Source organism: Glycomyces buryatensis (genome assembly GCF_004912275.1).
In the GTDB taxonomy this organism is placed as follows: domain Bacteria; phylum Actinomycetota; class Actinomycetes; order Mycobacteriales; family Micromonosporaceae; genus Glycomyces; species Glycomyces buryatensis.
In genome coordinates, this window is the sequence record NZ_STGY01000042.1 from 97683 (window position 1) to 117895 (window position 20213).

Annotated in this window: 20 protein-coding genes; 12 read left to right on the forward strand and 8 right to left on the reverse strand. The window is 69.5% G+C overall.

The genetic code is table 11. The features are described 5' to 3' along the window. A partial coding sequence (locus FAB82_RS27500) for a pyridoxal phosphate-dependent decarboxylase family protein (protein ID WP_211116518.1) occupies positions 1 to 729 on the reverse strand: 729 nt, incomplete at its 3' end. A gap of 65 nt (positions 730 to 794) precedes the next feature. Next, positions 795 to 4331, reverse strand: a complete 3537-nt coding sequence (dnaE, locus tag FAB82_RS10865) for a DNA polymerase III subunit alpha (RefSeq protein WP_136534558.1) — start codon at positions 4329 to 4331, stop codon at positions 795 to 797. Between the two features lie 303 nt (positions 4332 to 4634). On the opposite strand from dnaE, the gene FAB82_RS10870 reads away from it, so the two are divergent. Both FAB82_RS10870 and mobA read left to right on the forward strand, forming a co-directional pair. Then, positions 4635 to 5615, forward strand: a complete 981-nt coding sequence (locus FAB82_RS10870; protein WP_136534559.1) for a DUF4192 domain-containing protein — start codon at positions 4635 to 4637, stop codon at positions 5613 to 5615. A gap of 9 nt (positions 5616 to 5624) precedes the next feature. After that, the gene (gene mobA, locus FAB82_RS10875; RefSeq protein ID WP_211116519.1) at positions 5625 to 6239 is read left to right on the forward strand and encodes a molybdenum cofactor guanylyltransferase; all 615 of its coding nucleotides are present in this window, start codon (positions 5625 to 5627) and stop codon (positions 6237 to 6239) included. 326 nt (positions 6240 to 6565) lie between these two features. Here the strand turns inward: mobA and FAB82_RS10880 are convergent, their stop codons facing one another. Together FAB82_RS10880 and FAB82_RS10885 are read right to left on the reverse strand one after the other, a co-directional pair. Continuing rightward, the gene (locus FAB82_RS10880; protein ID WP_136534560.1) at positions 6566 to 7522 is read right to left on the reverse strand and encodes a rhomboid family intramembrane serine protease; all 957 of its coding nucleotides are present in this window, start codon (positions 7520 to 7522) and stop codon (positions 6566 to 6568) included. Positions 7523 to 7531: 9 nt separating this feature from the next. Then, positions 7532 to 8044: a peptidylprolyl isomerase gene (locus FAB82_RS10885; protein ID WP_136534561.1), complete on the reverse strand. Its 513-nt coding sequence runs from the start codon at positions 8042 to 8044 to the stop codon at positions 7532 to 7534. Positions 8045 to 8159: 115 nt separating this feature from the next. Here FAB82_RS10885 and FAB82_RS10890 point away from each other — a divergent pair, with 115 nt between their 5' ends. Then, positions 8160 to 8531 (forward strand): hypothetical protein, encoded by a 372-nt coding sequence (locus FAB82_RS10890; RefSeq protein ID WP_136534562.1) that lies wholly within the window; start codon positions 8160 to 8162, stop codon positions 8529 to 8531. A 398-nt stretch (positions 8532 to 8929) separates the two neighbouring features. On the opposite strand, the gene FAB82_RS10895 is transcribed toward FAB82_RS10890, so the two are convergent. Then, positions 8930 to 10039, reverse strand: a complete 1110-nt coding sequence (locus tag FAB82_RS10895; protein ID WP_136534563.1) for an aminotransferase-like domain-containing protein — start codon at positions 10037 to 10039, stop codon at positions 8930 to 8932. A gap of 220 nt (positions 10040 to 10259) precedes the next feature. On the opposite strand from FAB82_RS10895, the gene FAB82_RS10900 reads away from it, so the two are divergent. Further along, entirely contained in the window at positions 10260 to 10775 is a 516-nt protein-coding gene (locus FAB82_RS10900) for a YbhB/YbcL family Raf kinase inhibitor-like protein (protein ID WP_136534564.1), read from the forward strand. Then, complete coding sequence (locus tag FAB82_RS10905) at positions 10768 to 11925, forward strand: thiolase family protein (RefSeq protein WP_136534565.1); 1158 nt, start codon at positions 10768 to 10770, stop codon at positions 11923 to 11925. Before FAB82_RS10900 ends, FAB82_RS10905 begins: the two co-directional genes overlap by 8 nt. A 144-nt stretch (positions 11926 to 12069) precedes the next feature. Here FAB82_RS10905 and FAB82_RS10910 read toward each other — a convergent pair whose 3' ends face one another. Then, the gene (locus FAB82_RS10910; RefSeq protein ID WP_136534566.1) at positions 12070 to 12330 is read right to left on the reverse strand and encodes a cell division protein CrgA; all 261 of its coding nucleotides are present in this window, start codon (positions 12328 to 12330) and stop codon (positions 12070 to 12072) included. A 616-nt stretch (positions 12331 to 12946) separates the two neighbouring features. On the opposite strand from FAB82_RS10910, the gene FAB82_RS10915 reads away from it, so the two are divergent. The 5 genes from FAB82_RS10915 to FAB82_RS10935 are packed head-to-tail and all read left to right on the forward strand — an operon-like array spanning position 12947 to position 16423. After that, positions 12947 to 13999 carry a class E sortase gene (locus FAB82_RS10915; RefSeq protein WP_136534567.1) on the forward strand — a complete coding sequence of 351 codons (1053 nt, stop codon included), beginning with the start codon at positions 12947 to 12949 and terminating at the stop codon, positions 13997 to 13999. Between the two features lies 1 nt (position 14000). Continuing rightward, entirely contained in the window at positions 14001 to 14315 is a 315-nt protein-coding gene (locus FAB82_RS10920) for a hypothetical protein (protein WP_136534568.1), read from the forward strand. After that, positions 14308 to 14985: an anthranilate synthase component II gene (locus FAB82_RS10925; protein ID WP_136534569.1), complete on the forward strand. Its 678-nt coding sequence runs from the start codon at positions 14308 to 14310 to the stop codon at positions 14983 to 14985. The genes FAB82_RS10920 and FAB82_RS10925 overlap by 8 nt, the downstream gene beginning before the upstream one ends. A 34-nt stretch (positions 14986 to 15019) precedes the next feature. Further along, positions 15020 to 15472, forward strand: a complete 453-nt coding sequence (locus tag FAB82_RS10930; protein ID WP_136534570.1) for a DUF7144 family membrane protein — start codon at positions 15020 to 15022, stop codon at positions 15470 to 15472. Positions 15473 to 15508: 36 nt separating this feature from the next. Continuing rightward, entirely contained in the window at positions 15509 to 16423 is a 915-nt protein-coding gene (locus tag FAB82_RS10935; protein ID WP_136534571.1) for a YihY/virulence factor BrkB family protein, read from the forward strand. Positions 16424 to 16456: 33 nt separating this feature from the next. On the opposite strand, the gene FAB82_RS10940 is transcribed toward FAB82_RS10935, so the two are convergent. Continuing rightward, positions 16457 to 17119 (reverse strand): response regulator, encoded by a 663-nt coding sequence (locus FAB82_RS10940; protein WP_136534572.1) that lies wholly within the window; start codon positions 17117 to 17119, stop codon positions 16457 to 16459. After that, positions 17116 to 18255 (reverse strand): sensor histidine kinase, encoded by a 1140-nt coding sequence (locus tag FAB82_RS10945; RefSeq protein ID WP_136534573.1) that lies wholly within the window; start codon positions 18253 to 18255, stop codon positions 17116 to 17118. The genes FAB82_RS10940 and FAB82_RS10945 overlap by 4 nt, the downstream gene beginning before the upstream one ends. A gap of 214 nt (positions 18256 to 18469) precedes the next feature. Here FAB82_RS10945 and FAB82_RS10950 point away from each other — a divergent pair, with 214 nt between their 5' ends. Together FAB82_RS10950 and FAB82_RS10955 are read left to right on the forward strand one after the other, a co-directional pair. After that, positions 18470 to 19561, forward strand: coding sequence for a carboxymuconolactone decarboxylase family protein (locus tag FAB82_RS10950; RefSeq protein WP_136534574.1), 1092 nt, complete (start codon positions 18470 to 18472; stop codon positions 19559 to 19561). Beyond that, positions 19554 to 19994, forward strand: a complete 441-nt coding sequence (locus tag FAB82_RS10955; RefSeq protein WP_136534575.1) for a DUF6220 domain-containing protein — start codon at positions 19554 to 19556, stop codon at positions 19992 to 19994. The genes FAB82_RS10950 and FAB82_RS10955 overlap by 8 nt, the downstream gene beginning before the upstream one ends. Positions 19995 to 20213: the final 219 nt, after the last annotated feature.

The window sequence follows — 20213 nt, forward strand, 5'->3', positions numbered from 1 at the left end:
GGGGATGAGTTCGGTGAACGGGTCGAACTCGCCGGTGTTCACTTCGCCCGCTTGGAGGATGAGGATCGTGCGGTCGTCGAGGGGCGGGAGCCGGCCGGGTTCGATGCGGCCGTGTTCGTCGACGGGCGCGGTGATGAGGTTGTCGAGTCCGAAGCCGAGGACGCGCAGGGCCTTCTTGACGGTGATGTGCGCCAGTTCCCCGAGCACGACTTTGATTTCGGGGGCTCCGGCGGGTCCGCGGCGGTCGATGTCCCAGCCGGCGCGGGCGAGGAGGGTACGGCGGGCGGTCGCGATGGCGACGACCGTGCCGACGCCGGCGCTGATGGTGAAGCCGACGGCGGATTCGCGCGGCAGGTCGAGGATGTCGGTCAGCCAGCGTCCTGCGACGTGTTCCAGGGCGGCGGCGGTCGGCGAGGTGTCGAAGGAGGCGGCCGACTGGTCCCAGGCGAGGGCGAGCCGGTCGGCGGCGGCCGCGACCGGCAGGGTCGATCCGGTGACGAAGCCGAAGTAGCGGGGGTCGTTGGACGCGGTCGTGGCAGGGGTCCCGACCGCGTCGAGCAGTTCGATGGTCTCGGCCTCGCCTCGTCCGTGTTCGGGCAGCGGTTCGTCGTACCGGGTGAGGGCTTCGATGGCCGCGGGGCCGGGGAAGACCGGCCGGGTGCCGATGCCGGCGATGAAGTCCTGGGCGCGCCGGTCGGCGTCGCGGATGAGGTCGAGTTCGTCGTTCACGGGTGCTCTCTGCTGGGTCGGGGGCGGGTCGGGCGGTCATGGGCCTCATCGGGCGCGCGTGGCCGCTATCCGACGACGGCTCCGGCTCCCAGGAGTGCTTTGAGGTCGGCTGAGAGTTCGACCGATGGGCGGACGCGCCATTGGTCGTCGAGGGCGAGCATGGTCATGCCGGAGCCGCCCGCGAGTTGGACCCGGACTTGGGCTTCGCCGCGGTGGGTCTTGAACGTGTCCGAGAGTTTCTCGATCAGGTCCGGGTTGACCGCGGCGGCCTTGAGCGCGACGGTGATCGGTGAGTTGTTCGCTTCGGGGCCGGTCGAGGTGTCGAGTACGGCCAGGTCCTGGGCGATGAGTTGGGCGGTGCCGTCGCGGCGGTCGAGTTTGCCCTTGACGCAGCAGACGAGGTCGTCGGCGAGCGAGTCGGAGACGAGTTCGTAGGTGTTGGGGAAGAACCGCACCTCGATGGAGCCGGCCAGGTCTTCCAGGGTGGCCGAGGCCCAGAGTTTGCCCTGCTTGGTGACGCGTTTGGCTACGTTCTGGAGGATCCCGGCGACTCTGACGTTCGAGCCGTCGGCGATCTCTTCGCCGTGGAGCGCGGCGACCGGGCGGTCGGCGTTGGACGACAGGAGCCGTTCGAAGCCGTTGAGGGGGTGGTCGGAGACGTACAGTCCCAGCATTTCGCGTTCGAAGGCGAGCTTGTCGCGCCGTTCCCATTCGTCGTCGGCGATGGTGAGGTCGACGCCGAGCGTGTCGGTGGCTTCGACCATGCCGCCGAACAGGTCGAACTGGCCGCGTGCCTCTTCCTTCTTGATCGACACCATCGCGTCGATGGCTTTCTCGTGCACTTCGGCGAGGCCGCGGCGGGCGTGTCCGAGCGAGTCGAACGCGCCGGCCTTGATTAGTGATTCGACGGTGCGCTTGTTGCACACCTGCGCCGGGACCTTCTTGAGGAAGTCCTTGAAGTCGTCGAAGTTGCCTTGGCCTTCGCGGGCCTCGATGATGCCGGAGACGACGTTCGCGCCGACGTTGCGGATCGCGCCCATGCCGTAGCGGATGTCCTCGCCGACGGGGTGGAAGACGTGCCGCGACTCGTTGACGTCGGGCGGCATGACGGTGATGCCCATCTTGCGGCATTCGGACAGGTAGACCGCGGCCTTGTCCTTGGAGTCGCCGACGCTGGTGAGCAGCCCGGCCATGTACTCGGCCGGGAAGTTGGCCTTGAGGTAGGCGGTCCAGTAGGAGACGAGGCCGTATCCGGCGGCGTGCGACTTGTTGAACGCGTACCCGGCGAACGGGAGCATGATGTCCCACAGGGTCTTGATCGACTCCTTGGAGAAGCCGTTGCCGACCATGCCCGCCTCGAACTCGGCGAACATCTTCTCCAGGACGTCGAGCTTCTTCTTGCCCATGGCTTTGCGGAGGACGTCGGCCTGGCCCATGGTGAAGCCCGCGAGCTTCTGGGCGATCTTCATGATCTGCTCTTGGTAGACGATGAGGCCGTAGGTCTCGGCGAGGATCTCTTCGAGCGCGTCGGCGAGTTCGGGGTGGATCGGGGTGAGTTCCTGGCGCCCGTTCTTGCGGTCGGCGTAGTTGTTGTGGGAGTTGGCCTCCATCGGGCCGGGCCGGTACAGGGCCAGGACGGCGACGATGTCGTTGAACTCGGTGGGCTTCATGCGCTTGAGCAGTTCGCGCATGGCGGTGCCGTCGAGCTGGAACACGCCGAGGGTGTCGCCGCGCGCGAGCAGTTCGTACGCTTTCGGGTCGTCGACCGGGAGCGTGTCGAGGTCGATGTCGATGCCCCGGTTGGCCTTGACCGCTTCGACGGCATCGCCGATGACGGTGAGGTTGCGCAGGCCCAGGAAGTCCATCTTCAGCAGGCCGATGTCTTCGCAGGACGGGTAGTCCCAGCCGGTGATGATCGACCCGTCCGGCCTGGCCCACATGGGGATGCAGTCGACCAGCGGCTGCGAGGAGAGGATGACCGCGCAGGCGTGGACGCCGGCGTTGCGGATCAGGCCCTCCAGGCCGAGCGCGGTGTCGAAGATCTGGCGGACCTCGCCGTCGTTCTCGATCAGGCCTCGGACCTCCCCGGCTTCTTTGTAGCGCGGGTGGTTCGGGTCGGTGATCCCTTCGAGCGGGATGTCCTTGGCGGCGACCGGCGGCGGCAGCGCCTTGGTGATGCGCTCGGCGATGGAGAAGCCGGGCTGGCCGTGGTGGACGCGCGCGGCGTCCTTGAGCGCGGCCTTGGTCTTAATGGTGCCGAAGGTGATGACCTGGGCGACGAATTCCTTGCCGTACTTCTCGGTGGCGTAGGTGATCATCTCGCCGCGGCGGCGGTCGTCGAAGTCGATGTCGATGTCGGGCATGGAGACGCGCTCGGGGTTGAGGAAGCGCTCGAACAGCAGCCCGTAGTGGATCGGGTCGATATTGGTGATCTTCATGGCGTAGGCGACCAGTGAGCCGGCCGCCGAGCCACGGCCGGGGCCGACGTAGATGCCGATGGAGCGGGCGTGGCTGATGAGGTCGGCCACGACCAGGAAGTAGGAGGGGTAGCCGGCCTTGATGATGACGTCGAGTTCGAGCTCGGCGCGCGCGGTGTACTCGGCCGGCACGTCGCCGCCGAAGCGTTCCTTCAGGCCCAATTCGACCAGTTCGCGCAGGTAGGTGCCCTGGTCGTGGCCTTCGGGGACGTCGATGGTCGGCATCCGGTCCTGGGGCGCGAAGATCTCGTCGTAGTCCTCGACCATCTCGGCGACCAGGAGCGTGTTCTGGCAGCCCTCCTGCCAGATCTGGTCGGAGCGGACCGCGTACATCTGGTCGGCCGAGCGCAGGAAGTAGCCCTCGCCGGAGAATTTGAACCGCTTCGGGTCGTCGAGGGTCGAACCGGACTGGACGCACAGCAGCGCCGCGTGGGTGTCCTTCTGCTCCTCGGTCACGAAGTGGGAGTCGTTGGTGACCAGCGGCGGCAGGCCCATCTTCCGGCCCAGCTCGTACAGCTCGGCCTTGACGCGCTGCTCGATGTCGTTGCCGTGGTCCATGATCTCGAGGAAGTAGTTGTCCGCGCCGAAGATGTCGCGGTAGTCGCTCGCCGCCTGGTAGGCCGCCTCGGTCTGGCCCAGGCGCAGGCGGGTCTGGACCTCGCCGGAGGGGCAGCCGGTGGTGGCGACGATGCCCTCGGAGTTCTGGGAGATCAGCTCCCGGTCCATGCGCGGCTTGTAGTAGTAGCCCTCGAAGGAGGCCTGGCTGGAGAGCCGGAACAGGTTGCGGGCGCCCTGGTTGTTCTTGGCGACCATCGTCATGTGCGTGTAGGAGCCGGCGCCGGAGAGGTCGTCGGAGCGCTGGCTGGGCTCGCCCCACCAGGTCGGCTTCTTGTGGAAGCGGTCGTGCGGCGCCAGGTAGGCCTCGATCCCGAGGATCGGCTTGACGCCTGAACCCTTGGCCTGCTGGTAGAACGCGTAACCGCCGTACATGTTGCCGTGGTCGGTCATCGCGATCGCGGGCTGGCCGAGCCGTTCGGCCTCGGCGAACAGGGGCTTGAGTTTCGCCGCCCCGTCGAGCATCGAGTATTCGGTGTGCACGTGAAGGTGGACGAACTGCTTCGACACGGTTGGCTCCCTGGCTGCGCGCCCTATTCAAACGGTGTCCTCGGCGCCTTCGGCGGCATCCGCCCGGCCCGATTCTGAATCCTCAAGCCTAGTCGCCGCCGATGGCCGGGCGCACCGAGTCGGGGCCTCGAATGCCGTCCGCCTCAGCACCGCGATGCCGCCTGGGGCCACCGCAATCCGCAGATACCACACCGCACCATTCGGCGACAAATATTCCACAAGTTATCCACAGGGTCGATTCGGTTATCCACAGGCCAAAAAATAATTTTGCCGCTGACTTGGCGGACACCGGACAGTTGACCCATGGACATGACACAGGCGAAAATCAGCCTCACCGGACCCGACGACCTCCTGACCACCATCCCGCTGCTCCTCGGATTCCATCCCGAACAGAGCCTCGTCGTCGTCGGCCTCGTCGACGGCGACCTCGAATGCACCTTCCGCGTCGACCTGCCCGGCTCGGCCGAGCACATCGAGCACCTGGTCGACCTCACCGGCCAGCTGAGCCTCAACAATTGCAACCAGTGCGTCCTGATCGCTTACGGCGACAAGGACGTCGCCGAGGCCGCCCTGGAACGGACGAAGTCCAGGTGCGACGCCGCCGGAATCAAACCGATCGAGCGCCTCCGGGTCTCCTCCGGCCGCTGGCACGGCCTCGACTGTCCGCCCGACCACTCCTGCCCGGTCGCCGGAAGCCTCATTCCCGAAACCTCGGCCGCCGCCTGCGAGGTCGCCGTGGCCGGCTGGTACGCCGCCCCCGACCGCGAAACGGTCGCCGCGCAACTGCAAGCGGCCGCCCCGGGACGCAGGGCCGCCGTGGCCAGCTCGGTCGAGGCGATCCTCGGCGGCGAGGTCGAACTCGACTGGGCCGAGCAGCGCGGCCGCGACCTCCACGCCGTCGACCACTGGCTGGAAGCCAAAGAACTGCCCGACACCGACGACATCGCCACGCTCGGCCTCGCCCTGGGCGACCTGGACATCCGCGACTACGCGCTGCGGCGGATCAACTCGGGCAGATTCGAGCGGGGACGGGTCGACCTGTGGATCTGGGTGGCCCGCCACCTGGAGGAGGACCTGGTCGCCCCGGCGGCCACGGTCGCCGGCTTCGCGGCCTACCGCTCCGGCAATGGAGTGCTGGCGCTGGAGGCGTTCGAACTGGCACTGCGGTCGAGCCCGCACTACCGGCTGGCGCAAATGCTGATGGCGGCCCTCCAGTCCGGTTTGCCGCCGAATGCGCTGGCCCGAATCGGCGGGGGCGACGCGGAGGAAATGCGAGGTGACTAATCTGGTTGCATGGGCGACACCCCGAGTGACTTCGCGGCAATCCTGCTTGTGGGCGGGAGGGCGAGGCGGTTCGCCGGCATCGCCAAGAGCGAACTGGAAGTGGCCGGACAGACGATCCTCGAGCGGATGCTCTCCGCCTGCGCGGCGGCGACAGAGCGCGTGGTGGTGGGCGCGCGGCCCGCCGACGCCGCGCCACTGCCGGCTGGTGTGCTGGCGGTCCAGGAGGACCCGCCGGGTTCGGGCCCGGCCCTGGCGGCGGCCGCCGGGCTGGTGCAGGTGGGGGCCGGACCCGAGCGCGTGGCGATCCTGCCGGGCGATCTACCGTTCCTGTGCCCCGCGGCAGTGGAGCTGCTGCGGATCCGCGCCGAGGCGGCCGGGCCCGATTCGGGGGCGGTCTTCTGCGACGACGCCGGGAGGCGCCAGTGGCTGTGCGGGGTATGGCCGACTGCGGCCATCCGCGCCAACGCCACGGACATTCGCCCAGGTGACCGGGCCAAGAACCTGTTCAGGGACATCGAGGTCGAAACCGTCCACTGGGACTACTCGGGTCCGCCCCCGTGGTTCGACTGCGACACTCCGGCCGACCTGGAACAGGCACGAGGCTGGGCCGCCGACCAGAAGTAACGGCACACCTGAGATCTGAACTCCCGACCTGAAGCACGGCAGGGCGGTGGGCGGGGCGAGGCTGGGTGGGGGCGGGGGGGGGGGGAGGGCCCCCCGGGGTAGACGGCCAACGGTTCGGAGTTCGAACGCATCGAACCCGCCAGGCCGAGCCCCCGGGTAGACGGCCTGCGGATTCGTTCCGGAGGACGCCGGAGCCACCCGCGCTCGCCCCGCCCGCCGCCGATTCCCGTGAAAACCGAAGCCGCCCATCGGCCACCGCGGCCGTGGGGCCGCGAGTGGTGCCGATGGGCGGCGGTAAAGCCGTCGGGCGGGCCGAGCTAGCCGACCTAAGCGACTCCGAATTGCGTCAAGAGAGTGTCCGTGCGCCACATGGTCAGGACGACCATCATCGCCAGGATCACCGCGAAGCCGACCCAGTGGAGCACCTTGCGCTGACTCGCCGGCGTGAAGGCGAGGACCGCGCCGCACAGCAGGCCGCCGACCAGGCCGCCCACGTGTCCGGCGAGGCTGAAGCCCATCACGACGGTCAACACCAGGTTGATCCCGAGCAGTACATAGATGCCGGAGCTTTCGCGGCCCAGGCGCCGGTTCACCAGGATCAGCACGCCGAAGAGGCCGTACACGGCGCCGGAGGCCCCGGCCGTCAGCGTGATCGGGTTCGTGAACACGTACACCGCCACGCTCCCGACCAGCCCCGAGACGAGGTACACCGCCAGGAACCGCAGCGAGCCCAGGTCCTTCTCCAGCACCCGGCCCAGAATCCACAGCACCACCATGTTGAACAGGAGGTGCACCGCGCCGAAGTGCAGGAACATCGCGGTCACCATCCGGTATTCGCCGCCGGTGGAAACCCCGGGAAGCGAGTACATGGTGCCGAACAGCTCCACGTTCGCGAACGTGTGGAACACGCCCTGGCCGTACTGGAACACGCTCGCCTCGGCCAGCGCGTAATGGAGCTGGGTGGAACTGGTGATCGCCGCCGTGCCGCCGACCGCGAGGGTCAGGATGAACATGGCGACGTTGAGTCCGATCAGGACTTTGGTGACCGTGCCCGCGGCGCCGGCGGAGGATCCGCCGAACGCCGTTGAGGCACGGCCGCCGAAGGCCGAGCGCGTCTTGCGCATCGACTTGCGCCCCTCGGCGACGCAGCCGGGGCATTGGAACCCGACGGGCGCGTCGATCCTGCAGTCGGCGCAGATCGGTTTGTCGCAGCGGACGCACCGCAGATAGGTCTCGCGGTTCCGGTGGCGATAGCAGACCGGGGCCGACTGCTCGTCGCTCATTCGCTCCCGCTACTTCTCGATGACGACGGAGTTGATGACGACGTCGTTGACGGGCTTGTCCATCGGGCCGGTCGGGGTCTTGGCGATCTGGTCGACGATGGCCTGGGAGTCCTTGTCCGCGACGATGCCGAAGATGGTGTGGCGGCCGTTCAGGTGGGGGGTCGGGCCCACGGTGATGAAGAACTGCGAGCCGTTGGTGCCGGGCCCGGCGTTGGCCATGGCCAGCAGGTAGGGCTGCCCGAAGTGAAGGTCGGGGTGGATCTCGTCGCCGAACTTGTAGCCGGGGCCGCCGCGGCCGGTGCCGGTCGGGTCGCCGCCCTGGAGCATGAAGCCGTCGATGACGCGGTGGAAGATGACACCGTCGTAGTACGGTCCCGAGCCGGGCTGGCCGGTTTCGGGGTCGGTGTATTCCTTGGTTCCTTCGGCCAGTTCGACGAAGTTCTTCACCGTCTTGGGTGCGTGGTTGTCGTACAGGTCGATTTTGATGTCACCGAAATTGGTCTTCAGAGTCGCCTTGGTCATGGCGTCAATGGTGCCAGATGCCCGAGGTTGGACCAACTTTCTCCCCCGTTTCCCTCGACGGGTGTCACAGGTCAGTGCAACATGAGACAGAAGAGCACCTAGAGGAGGCATTCACATGGGCTTCAGCCGCAATACCACGACTTCTGCCCAGGAGGTCAAGGACAATCTCAGTCAAGGGGCGACCTATCTGCGGAACGCGGGGGCCGCCGCAGCGCGCGGAACGCGCGACGCCGCGGCGCCGAGGGTCAACGTCGTGTTGGCGAAGGTCGGCCTGAGGAAGGCGCCGGCTCCTAAGTGGCCTTGGGTGGTCGGGGCGATCGGCGCCGGCATCGCGGTGGGCGGTGCGGTCGCGTACCTGTGGTACCGGCAGCGGACCGAGACCATCGGCGAGGCGCTCCTGGCTGACGAGATGCTCGACGACACCGATGGTCCGCACGTCACGGACGCGCAGATCACCGACGAGTTGGTCGACAGCGTCACGCGCTGACGGGTAGCAGGAGATCCGGGGCGAGAACGGCACTCCAATCGGTGTACGTGCCGGTTGGAGGTTTTCGCTTGCCCAACGCCGCAGGAGGGTCCGGTCCGGGGACGATCCCGGGTGCCTCCTGGGGTGAATGCCACGGTGGCGCCGGATTCCGGCGCTGCCGAGAAGTTGAACGCCGGACCGGTGTCTCGTCCCGGGGGGGAGTGGGCGAGCCACCGATCCGGCGCCAATGGGGGCGGGAAAAAGGCCTACGCCGCGGTTCGCACCGCGGCCACGAGACCGATTCTCGCCCCCCTTTCACGTTCTGTGAAGGGCTTGCCGATGGCGGTTATACGCCATGTCGCATAACCGCCATCCAATGTCGACAACGAGTGCCGACATCATCACTGCCGGTAGTGTTCTCAGGCGCGGGTGGCCTCGACGGCCTTGGCGAGGCGGCGCACGCCCTCGTCGATCCGGTCGGCGTGGACGGCCGAGTAGGCCAGCCTGAGGCAGGACTCTCCGCCTTCGATGACGAAGTCGGTGCCCTTGACGACCTGCACGCCCTCGTCGGCGGCGGCCGCCGCGACCTTGGCGCAGTCGACGCCCTCACCGAGGTCGACCCACAGGAAGTAGCCGCCGTCGGGCACGACGAACTCGGCGCCCGGCAGGTGCGCGCGGAGGCTGGCCGAGAGCTGGTCGACCCGCTCCTCGAGGGCGCCCTTGACGGTCGCGATCGACTTGTCCAGCGCCCCCGAGGCCGCGAACTGGTAGATCGTGGCCTGCGCGAACATGTTCGGCGCGATGTAGGTGTTGGTCGCGGCCGTCGCGATCTTCTTGATCAGGTCGGCCGGGCCCACCAGGTAGCCGGTGCGCAGGCCCGGGCAGACGGTCTTGGAGAACGAGCAGGCGTAGGCGACCCGGCCGCTCGCGCCTTTGGAAAGGTCAGTCTGGGAGAGCATCGTCGGGAGCTGCTCGCCGCGGAAGCGGATGTCGTAGTACGGGTCGTCCTCGAAGATCATGAAGTCGTACTCGTCGGCCAGCGCGAGCAGGCGGCGGCGCTTGTCACCGGAGAGGGTGACGCCGGCGGGGTTCTGGAAGTTCGGGATGATGTGCGCCAGCGTCGGGCGCACCCCGCCTTTGAGGATGCCTTCGAGCTCGTCGACGTTGAGGCCGTCGGCCTGGATGGTCACGGGGTGGAGTTCGCCGCGGCGGTTGCGCAGGCCCAGCAGGGTCCGGTCGTAGGTGGGGCGTTCGACGATGACGGGCGAGCCGGGTGCTACGAGCTCGTCGAACAGGAACGCGTCGGCCTGCATCGAGCCGTTGGTGACCAGCACGTTCTCGATCGCCACGTTGTGCTTGGCGGCGATCCATTCGCGCAGCAGCGGGTAGCCCACGGACGTGCCGTAGCCGGTGACGCGGGCCGGGTCTGCGTCGAGCGCTGCCACGGCGGCGGCCTTGAGGCCTTCGGTGTCGACGATGTCGAGGGACGGGGCGCCTCGGGAGAATGAGATGACGTCGGTGTTCGGCATGGCACCAGGGTATGCGGCCGGGCGGCGGGGCGTCGAGCGGCATTCCGGCGGGTCGGGCGCGGCACGGCGGCGCGCGCCACACCTTGGCTTATTCGCGATACGGTGCTGTATGGGGTCGTTTGCGGCCCTGAGGGTTCGATGTTGTACGCACGCGGCCCCGCCCGGTGGCGCTTCGGCGACCGTTGGGTGCGCTCGGGCCGCGCAGATGAGGAGGACAGCGATGTCGCTCGACCGTCCGCGGGCCCCGTGGCCCTATGACTTTCTTCCGCAGGTTCCGTCGTTCGAGGTGACCTCGACCGATGTCGCCGAGGGCGTGACGCTGGCGTCGGCCCAGGTGGCGGGCTCGGATGTGTCGCCGCAGTTGTCGTGGTCGGGGTTTCCGGCCCAGGCGGCCCAGTTCGCGGTGACGTGCTTCGACCCTGACGCGCCGACCGGTTCTGGCTGGTGGCATTGGATGATGCTGAGCCTGGACGCCTCGGTGACCGAGCTGGCGACCGGTGCCGACGCCGATCCGCCCGAGGGCGCGGTGCAGCTGCGCAATGACTCGGGCAAGGCCGGGTATTCGGGTGCGGCGCCGCCTCCGGGCGACCCCGAGCACCGCTACATCTTCGCGGTGCACGCGCTGGGGTCGCCGATCGAGGTGCCGGCGTCGGCGTCGATGGCGGTGGGCGCCTTCCACATCACGTTCAATGTCGTGGCCCGGGGTCTGGTGACCGGGGTGTACCGCAATGAGTGAGGCGGTGGTCCTGGCGTGCGCGCGCACGCCGGTGGGGCGGCGCGGCGGCGGTCTTTCGGGGGTGCACGCGGTCGATTTGGCGGCGCATGCGCTGAACGCGGCGCTGGAGCGGTCGGGTCTGGGCCCGGACGCGGTCGATGACGTCATGCTGGGCTGCGTCTCGCAGGTCGGGGAGCAGTCGTGGAATGTGGCGCGCAATGCGGTGCTGGCGGCCGGGTGGCCCGATCGGATCCCGGGGACGGTGATCGACCGGCAGTGCGGGTCGGGCCAGCAGGCGATCAGTCTGGCGGCGGCCTCGGTTCTGGCCGGGCATGCCGACGTGGTGGTGGCCGGTGGCGTGGAGTCGATGAGCCGGGTCCCGATGGGTTCGAGTGTCGGGTCCGGGGCGGGGGAGCCGTACGGGCCGGCGGTGCGCGAACGCTACGGCGACCGCGTCGACGCTTCGGTGCCGGTCATGTTCCAGCAGGGTCTGGCGTCGGAGCTGGTGGCCGAGCGGTACGGGATCAGCCGGGAGGCGATGGACGCGTTCTCGCTGGCCAGCCACGAGAAGGCGGCGGAGGCGACGGACAAGGGCGCTTTCGCGGCCGAGATCGCGCCGCTGGCGGGAATCTCAGCGGACGAGGGGATTCGGCGCGATACGAGCGCGGCGAAGCTGGCGGGTCTGAAACCGGTGTTCAAGGTCGACGGCTTGGTGACGGCGGGGTCGTCGTCGCAGATCTCGGATGGGGCGGCGGCGCTGGTGATCTGCACTGCGGAGCATGCGCGGCGGTTGGGGGTGCGGCCGCTGGCGCGGATCGCGGCCTCGACTGTGGTGGGTTCGGATCCGGTGATGATGCTGGACGGGCCGATGTCCGCGACGGCGCGGCTGCTCAAGCGGACGGGCCTGGACCTGGATGAGATCGACGTGTTCGAGGTCAATGAGGCGTTCGCGGCGGTCCCGCTGGCGTGGTTGGCGGAGACGGGCGCCGATGAGGAGCGCATGAATCCGCGCGGCGGCGCGATCGCGCTGGGGCATCCGCTGGGTGCTTCGGGTGCGCGGCTGGCGGTCACGATGCTGCATTACATGCGGGAGACGGGGGCGCGGCGCGGCATGCAGACGATGTGCGAGGGCGGGGGGATGGCCAACGCGACGGTCTTCGAGCTGCTGTGAGGGGCCGGGAGTGAAACCGGGAGCGAAACCCGGTTTATGGCCATATATCCGGCACAAAGGGACCCCTGGACGTAAGTGTATGCCGGGGGTCCGACGATTCGAGGGGGTCAGGGCCTCACCCGTTCGGGTAGATCCGGGCCCGTGTCATCGCCACTTGGAGAGGACCAGCAGGGCGGCGACCATGCAGGAGAAGCCCACGGCCAGGTTCCAGTAGCCCCACGCCGCGACCGGGTAGTTCATGCCCGACAGATAGAACAGCGTCAGCCAGCCGATCCCGATCACGATCAGGGAGACGGCGGTGACCGGCACCCACATCGGGCTGGGCTCGTAGCTCTCGCCCGATTCGGAGCTCTTGCCCGCCGGGTTCGAGTAGACCTTCTTCTTGCGCACGCGTGACTTCGGCATCGACGACTCTCCAACTGAGGGACATATCCGACGTCCAGGGTACCGCCCTCCCCGGGCTCCACTGCGGTGCGTTCCCAGAGGTGGATCGGCCCTGCTCGGCGGGCCCGCGGTGCGCTGGATCGGGCGCCGGGTCGCGGCCGGGCCGATGTCGATCCGGGCCGGCCGGGTCCCGCGCCGTGACGCCTCGTCCGCGCCGCTGGAAAGCGGGCCGGCCGCCTCGCGACGCGGCCGTGTCAGGACCGGGCCAGAACCAGGACGCGGCCGATCCGGGGCCGATCCGAGCCGCGGAGGTCGCCGGACAGCGAGCCCGGCGCCGCCTGCCCGTTCGGGCGATACCCTCATCGGCGGTGCCACTTTAGGATGGCCTGACGCGTTATTGTTGCGAAACCATCCCCCAACGACACGACTGCATCGACAACGGAGGCGGAGTTCCCAGGTGAGCGATCAGGACTGGTCACCGTTCGCGGATCAGCCCCCCTCCCCGCCGCGTCCCCCTCGGACCCCCGGCCGGGCGAGTGTGCCCCCGCCCGCGTCCTCCCCTGCCCCGCCGCCGGGCGGGCCCGGCCCCAACACACCGGGCCGAGCCGGCCCCACTCCCGGCCCGCCCCCCGGGCCCATGACGCCGCCCGGGTCGGGCGGACGGGCCCGTCCCGCTGCCGCGCCTGAGGGCGCCCCGCACAGCCCCACACCCAGTCCCACCCCGCCGAGTCCCACGCCTCCCAACGCCACCCCGCCCGGCCGGGCCAAGCCGCCTTCCCCCGGCACCTACGGCCAGCGCCCGCCCGCTCCCCGTCCCGGCCCCGGCCCCTCAGACCACGACCGGACCACGGCCCTCCGCCCGCCCTCCGCGGCCAAGCCCGAGCGCGCGCCCCTCGTCCCCGAACCGGACGGGACCGCGATCCTCCCCCAGATCATGGACGGCGCCGCCGCGCCTCCCGGCTCTGCCAACCCGGGCCGCAAGAAGCGCACCGTCAAACGCCACCGCGCGGAGGCCGCCGCCCGCGGCACGATCCGCGGCATCGGTGAGATCCTCATCAGCTTCGGCGCGATCGTCCTGCTCTACGCCGCCTATGAGGTCTTCGGCGTCACCACCCAGATCAATAACGAGCAGCAGACCCTCTCGACCGATCTCGACTCCAACTGGGACTCGGAGGCCGAGGGCGAGACGATCGACGGCGCGCCGGTCCCCGAGCTCGGCGACGTCTTCGCGCGCATGTGGGCGCCGGACATCCGGCCCGAGTCCTGGACGCTCGTCGAGGGCACCGAGCCGACCGACATCGAGTACGCGCCCGGCCGCTTCGAGGAGGGCGCCTACCCCGGCGAGCAGGGCAACTTCACCCTCGCCGGCCACAATGTGCCCGCGATCTTCACGAATATCCGCGACCTGAGGGCCGGCGACAAGGTCGTCATCGAGACGAAGGAGTACTTCTACGTCTACGAGGTCCGCGAGGACGAGGTCGTCAACGAGACCGAAGTGGACATCACCGCCCCGGTGCCCGGCGAGCCCGAAACGGAGCCGGGCGACGACGACTACTGGCTGACCCTGTTCACCTGCCACCCGCGGTGGGACAACTACGAGCGCTACGTCGTCTACTCGCAGCTCATCGAAACCTACGAACGCGATCCCGAAGGCGACCTGCCCGACGAAGCGGTCGACCCGGAGGCCTGACATGTACGGATGGATCTGGAGGAAGCTCCCGGGCGGCCTGCCCGGCAAGCTCATCGGCTCCTTCGCCCTGGCCGGCGCCGTCGTGGCGCTGCTGTGGTTCGCGCTGTTCCCGTCCGTGCGACCGCTCATGCCGTGGAGCAACCTGGAGCCGACCGGCGGGAACGTCGAGCAGCCGCAGGACGGCGGCGGCGAGGAGCAGGACGACGGTCCCACCTGCACGCCCGGAGTCGACTGCCAGCAAAGCGGTTTCGACCCCGAGGACTACCAGACCGAATCGTCCCCCGAGCCCGGGGAGGGCGAAGGCGACGATGGGTAGCGTCCTGGTCGTCGACTTCCGCGACTCGTTCGTCCACACCATCGTCAGCTACCTGCGGGCCCTGGGCGCCCGCGTCGAGGTCCGCCGCTCCGACGAGACCACCGTGGACGAGGCCGCCCGGCTCGACCCGGTCGGGATCCTTCTCTCGCCCGGTCCCGGCCGTCCAGACGAGGCCCGCCTCGGCCACGACCTGCTCGACCGCTTCGCCGAGTCCGTCCCGGTCCTCGGGGTGTGCCTGGGTCACCAGGTCATCGCCGAGCACTGGGGGGCGACCGTGGCGCGCGCCCCGCAGCTGCGCCACGGCGAGGCCTCCCCGATCCACCACGACGGCACCGGCGTCTTCGCGGGGCTGGCCAATCCGCTGACGGCCACCCGCTACCACTCCCTGGCGGTCGAACCGGACACCGTCGCCGATCCGCTCGCCATCACCGCGACCACCGCCGACGGCGTCGTCATGGGGATCCGCCACTCGGGTCTCGACATCGAAGGGGTGCAATTCCACCCCGAATCGATCCTCACCGAGGACGGCTGCGCCCTCCTCGGCAACTGGCTGGGTCGGCTGGGCGCCGAGGCGCGCACCGACACCCCGTTAAGCGGGACGCGCGCCGACACCCGGTTACCCGGGCCGCCTGGCGACACAGGACGGAGCCCAGTGTCGCTTAAGCTGTGACCGCACGGCAGAGTCGGACGGCACGGGGGTGCGCGTGACGCGAGAAGGTTGGGATCCGCCGGTTCCCGAACGCACAGCGGGCCCTGTCGCGTTCGCCGGAATCCTCCTGATCCTCGTGGGCGCCTGGCAGGTGTTCATCGGCTACGCCGTGGCCGGGGGCGAGACGTTCGTGTTCTCCGGTTCGGGCTACTGGTACCGCGCCGACAATGCCGGGTGGGGCTGGGTCAACCTCTTCATCGGACTCATCGCGGTCGCCTGCGGGATGGCCCTCGCCGGCTGGCCCCGCCGGTTCGGTCCGCTGCGCGCCAAGACCATGCTCGCGCTCGGGGTCGCCGTCGTCTCGGCGATGAACCAGTTCTTCCTCGCGCCGCAGTACCCGCTGTGGGCCACCCTGGTGATCGCCGTGGACGTGTTCATCATCTGGGCGGTCACCACCCAGACCGGCGCTGACGACGCCGGCACCGAAACGGACCGGATCTCCCGTTGAGGCCCGTCCCGGTCCCCGACCTGGGACCGTGGAGGCATGGGGGGCCGATCATTCATCCGGGCCGCGAAGCGCTATTCGTCCGCTAACCGTTCCGACGCCGCAGCGGCGCTGACCTACTTCTCCGTGCTCTCGATCTTCCCGGCCGTCCTGGTCGGCACCTCGATCATCGGCATGCTCGATGCGACCGCGACCGCGCGGCTCCTCGACGGGGTGCGGGGCGTCGTCCCCGCGGACAGCATGGACATCATCGAGACCGCCGTCGACGGACTCCAGCAGAACCCGTCCACGGCCGGGGTGCTGGCCCTGGTCGGCCTCGCCGGTGCACTGTGGGCGGCCTCGAACTGGGTCGCGGCGTTCTCCAGGGCGCTCAACGCCGTCGACGGGCGCACCGAGGCCCGCAAATGGTGGATGGTCATGATCGTGCGCGTGGTGCTGACCGTCATCGTCGGCGCCCTCGTCGCCGCATGCGCGCTCGTCGCCGCGACCGGCCAGAGCGTCGCGCGGGCGATCGGGGACGCGGTCGGGGGCAGCGGTACCGCCGTCACCGTGTGGGGCTGGGTGAAATGGCCGATCGTGCTGGTCCTGGTGATCGTCATCGTGGCGCTGCTGTACTGGCTGGCCCCGACCCTGCGGCGCGGCTTCAGGTTCCGGGCGCCGGGGGCGGCACTCGCGGTCGCGGCGTGGCTGGTCGCGTCGGTGCTGTTCGGGCTGTACGTGTCGAACTTCGGCAGCTACGACAAGACGTACGGGACGCTCGGCGGCGTCATCGTGTTCCTGGTGTGGCTGTGGATCACCAACTCGGTCCTGCTGTTCGGATCCGAGTACAACGCCAGCGCCGACGCGACGTCGGAGACCGGGTCGAAGGTCCAGCCGGAGGCCCAGTCGAAGGCGGCAGCGGAGACCGGGGCCGATGCCGGTCCAGTCCGGGACGAGACCGCCCGGGAGCGGTGAGTCTCCCGGCGCCGCCTCACGACCTGTCGGTTTCTAGCCGTTCTCCTTGGGTTGCACCAGGCCCGACTCGTACGCGAACACCACGAGCCCGGCCCGGTCCCGCACCTGGAGTTTCATCATGGCGCGGTGGACGTGGGTCTTGGCCGTCGCCGGGCTGATGAACAGCCGCTCGGCGATCTCGCCGTTCGACAGCCCGCGGGCGACCAACGCGACGATCTCGGTCTCGCGGCCGGTCAGCGCCTCGATCTTCCCGGCCAGGCGGGCCGGCGGGTGGGCCACGTACTCGGCTACGAGCTTCGAGGCGATCGCCGGGGACAGCAGCATCTCTCCGGCGGCCGCGGCGCGGACGCAGCGCAGCAGTTCCTCGGGTTCGGTGTCCTTGACCAGGTATCCGGCGGCTCCGGCGCGGAGGGCGTCGAAGACGTAGGAGTCGAAGGAGTAGTTGGTGAGCATGACGACCCGCAGCTCGGCCAGGTCCGGGTCGGCCGCGATCTGGCGGACCGCGGTGATGCCGTCGCCGCCGGGCATTTCTACGTCGAGCAGCGCGACATCCGGCCGGGTCTCGGCGGCGAGCGCGACCGCGGCGGGGCCGTCGGCGGCCTCGCCGACGACGGTCATGTCGTCCTCGGCCTCGATGAGGGCGCGGAATCCGCCCCGCATGAGCGGCTGGTCGTCGGCGAGCAGCACCCGGATCACAAGGCGTCTCCCTTCGGTTCGGCGGCCGCGGCGGTAAGTTCCGATGCGGCCGGGTCCGGGAACTGTGCGTGGACGGTGAAACCGTACGCGCCGCGTCCGACAGTGAGGGTGCCGCCGAGCGAGTCGACCCGCTCCCGCATGCCGGTGATGCCGCGGCCGGGCGTGAACTCGCCGGGGCCGCCATTGTCGGCGACGGTGATGTCGAGGACGCCTTCTGCTTGGGAGAGGCGCACTTCGACGCGGTCGCCGTCGCAGTGGCGGACGGCGTTGGTCAGCGCCTCCTGCACGATCCGGTAGGCGGCGTGGTCGACCTCGGGGTCGACGTCGATCGGTTCGTCTTCCCCGCAGTCGATGTCGATCTCCATCGCCGAACCCCGGTAGCGCTCGACGAGGGATTTGAGGCCCGCCAATCGGGGTCCCTCGTCATCGCGGAGCATCGTGAGGGTTTCGCGCAGTTCGCGGGTGGCGTCCTTCGCGGCCTCCTCGACGGCCACCAGAGCCGAGGCGGGCGCCTCGCCCCGCTTGCGCGCCAAGTGGAGTGCGACGCCGGCCTGGACGCGGATGACGGAGATCGAGTGGGTGAGGGAGTCGTGCAGCTCGCGGGCGATCCGCACCCGCTCGTCGGCGGCCTTGCGCTTGACCGCCTCCTCCTTGGTGTGCTCGGCCTCGGCGATGTAGGCGTCCCGCTGGCGCCTCGACTCACCGGAGATCATCGCGACGTGCAGCCAGCCCACCACCAGCAGGGAGTTCCTGACGACGTCGCCGGTGAGTTGGAAACCGGCGGACTGCCAGAAACCGAAGGCCGCCACAAAGGAGACGCCGAAGACCATGCTGATGGTCCAGGCGCGGTAGCCGGTGTACATGGCGGTGGCGATGGCGACCAGCGCGGGCAGTACCGGTAGCGCCCCCAGCTGGAGGTGCGCCAGCATGAGCATGCAGACGATGGCGATACCGACCACGGTCCGCGGGTAGGCGCGCCGGAACACCAGCGCCACCGGACCGATGCCCAACGCGACCCACGCCCACGGCGGCAGGGAATTCACCTCTTGGGTGAGGACCGCCACCGCCTCGGACAGCACCAGCAGTGCGATCCCGAGGACCAGGTCGATCCGCCTGATCGGCACTCGCTTCGACATCCCGCCATCCTATTGCGAGACGGTCTCTGGCGCGTCGGCCGCGGGGGTGAGCGGCGGCGTACGACGCCGGGTGTAGGCGCATGGCGGCCGTGCCGCGCTCGCAGGAGGCTCGAATGCCCGCTCAGGGACGACGACATTGCTTCGTCCGCACGGGAGTCTGGATACCAGCGGGGGCCAGTAGCGCCTCCGCTGCACACCCCCGAGGAGGAAGCTCATGGCTTCGAACAGCACCGCCGCCGTCAAGACCACCGCTGTCAAGACCACTGCGGCGACCGCCGCCATCCGCCACGTCGCCGCCGTCGAACCGGCCGCCGCCGAGGGCCTGACGGCCGAGCTCTACCAGCAGGCGAAATTCGAACTGGGCGTCATCGGCTCGCCGATCACGATGCTCTCGCCCGCACCGGAACTGCACGCGCCCCTGTGGTCGCTGCTGCGGGAGTCGCTGCTGGTCGGCGGCCCGGCGGAGCGCACCGCGAAGGAAGTCGTCGCGACCACCATCGCCGTGAAGAACCGGTGCACCTTCTGCACCGACGCGCACTCGATGATGCTCCACGCCGCCGGCGAACACGACCTGGCCGAGGGGCTGCGCATCGGCGAGCCCCCGCCCGAATGGGCCGAGCTGGCGGCCTGGGCGGTCGACCCGCGAGCGGACGGCCCGTTCCCGGCCGAGGCCGCGCCCCGATTCATCGGGACGGCGCTGGTCTTCGAGATCGTCACCCGACTGGTGAAGGTGTTGGCCGCCAATGCCTCTCCGCACCCGGTGACGGCCACGAAGCTGGGGCGGACGGTCGCGTCGCGGCGGGTCCGCGACGCCGTCGCCGCCGAACTGGACCCCGGCCTGAGCCTGCCTCTGCTCGCGGGCCGCCCCGAATGGCTCGAAGAGCTCTGGCCGACGCTCGACCCGACGATCCCGGCCTGGGCCGGCGATTCACCGGTCGGCCTGGCGTGGGCGCAGCTGCGGGCGGTCGCGGCCTGCGGACGCGGCGCCCTGTCCGACCAGGCCGCGAACGCGGTCGAGGACGCGATCGAAGCGTCCCTGCGGCGGTCGGGAACCAGGCCGGGCCCGGTCTCTTTGGCCGGAATCGACGCCCTGCCCGAGCGGGAAGCACTCGGTGCCCGCCTGGCCGCGGCCGCGGCACTCGACCCCGCCTCGGTGACCGACGCGGACGTGTCCGCTTGGCGCAGCGGCGAAGTCGACGACCACGACACCGTCTTCATGTTCACCTATGCCGTCGCCCACCTGGCCGACGGCATCCAAAACCAACTGCACAGTCAACTGCACAAGGAAGGCACCACCCATGCTTAAGTTCCTGCGGATCTGGATGGGCGTGCTGCTCGCCCTGATCGTCGTCCAGTTCTTCCTCGCCGGATACGGGGCGGTCGGAACCGGCGCGCTCGCGGACAATTACGCCATGCACCGCATGACCGGGACCCTCATCAGCGTGTTCGCGTTGCTGGGCCTCGTGTTCGCGGCGCTGGCGCGCTCGGGCGGGAAGCTGGTGGGCATGGCGGCGATCATCCTCGGACTGGTGCTGCTGCAACCGGTGATCGCGATGATCTCGATCGAGGGGACCATGGCCGGCCAGATCATCTTCGGCTTCCACGTCGTCAACGCCGTCGCCATTCCGCACGTGGTCGTGGGCGTCATGACCGCGGCCGGGAAGGCCAAGGCCGCCAAGGACTCAGGCGACTCCAAGGGTGGGGTCACCGACACTCCCGAGCCGGTCCCGGCCGGGTAAAGACCCCTGTGCCACCGGCGCTCGGTCCCAATCGGACCCGAACGCCGGACCCGGCCGGGAGAAAACTCCCGCACCGCCGACGCAGCCCGGTATTCCCAGTACCACCGAAACCGCCAGGACCGGGCCGTGTTGACCAGGCACGACCTGGGTGCGGGAGCGTGCGGGCGGGCAGGCCGCGAGTCCCGCCCGCCCGCGCCCCTTGCGGGGGCGGCCCCACGG

Excerpts from the sequence above, each read along its gene's own strand:
- FAB82_RS10935 (WP_136534571.1), top strand. The coding sequence starts at position 15,509 with ATGGGGGGCCGATCATTCATCCGGGCCGCGAAGCGCTATTCGTCCGCT.
- FAB82_RS10915 (WP_136534567.1), top strand. The coding sequence starts at position 12,947 with ATGACGCCGCCCGGGTCGGGCGGACGGGCCCGTCCCGCTGCCGCGCCT.
- FAB82_RS10920 (WP_136534568.1), top strand. The coding sequence starts at position 14,001 with ATGTACGGATGGATCTGGAGGAAGCTCCCGGGCGGCCTGCCCGGCAAG.
- FAB82_RS10885 (WP_136534561.1), bottom strand. The coding sequence starts at position 8,044 with ATGACCAAGGCGACTCTGAAGACCAATTTCGGTGACATCAAAATCGAC.
- FAB82_RS10945 (WP_136534573.1), bottom strand. The coding sequence starts at position 18,255 with ATGTCGAAGCGAGTGCCGATCAGGCGGATCGACCTGGTCCTCGGGATC.
- FAB82_RS10880 (WP_136534560.1), bottom strand. The coding sequence starts at position 7,522 with ATGAGCGACGAGCAGTCGGCCCCGGTCTGCTATCGCCACCGGAACCGC.
- FAB82_RS10925 (WP_136534569.1), top strand. The coding sequence starts at position 14,308 with ATGGGTAGCGTCCTGGTCGTCGACTTCCGCGACTCGTTCGTCCACACC.
- FAB82_RS10890 (WP_136534562.1), top strand. The coding sequence starts at position 8,160 with ATGGGCTTCAGCCGCAATACCACGACTTCTGCCCAGGAGGTCAAGGAC.
- FAB82_RS10955 (WP_136534575.1), top strand. The coding sequence starts at position 19,554 with ATGCTTAAGTTCCTGCGGATCTGGATGGGCGTGCTGCTCGCCCTGATC.
- FAB82_RS10900 (WP_136534564.1), top strand. The coding sequence starts at position 10,260 with ATGTCGCTCGACCGTCCGCGGGCCCCGTGGCCCTATGACTTTCTTCCG.
- FAB82_RS10950 (WP_136534574.1), top strand. The coding sequence starts at position 18,470 with ATGGCTTCGAACAGCACCGCCGCCGTCAAGACCACCGCTGTCAAGACC.
- FAB82_RS10870 (WP_136534559.1), top strand. The coding sequence starts at position 4,635 with ATGGACATGACACAGGCGAAAATCAGCCTCACCGGACCCGACGACCTC.
- FAB82_RS10895 (WP_136534563.1), bottom strand. The coding sequence starts at position 10,039 with ATGCCGAACACCGACGTCATCTCATTCTCCCGAGGCGCCCCGTCCCTC.
- FAB82_RS10910 (WP_136534566.1), bottom strand. The coding sequence starts at position 12,330 with ATGCCGAAGTCACGCGTGCGCAAGAAGAAGGTCTACTCGAACCCGGCG.
- FAB82_RS10905 (WP_136534565.1), top strand. The coding sequence starts at position 10,768 with ATGAGTGAGGCGGTGGTCCTGGCGTGCGCGCGCACGCCGGTGGGGCGG.
- mobA (WP_211116519.1), top strand. The coding sequence starts at position 5,625 with ATGGGCGACACCCCGAGTGACTTCGCGGCAATCCTGCTTGTGGGCGGG.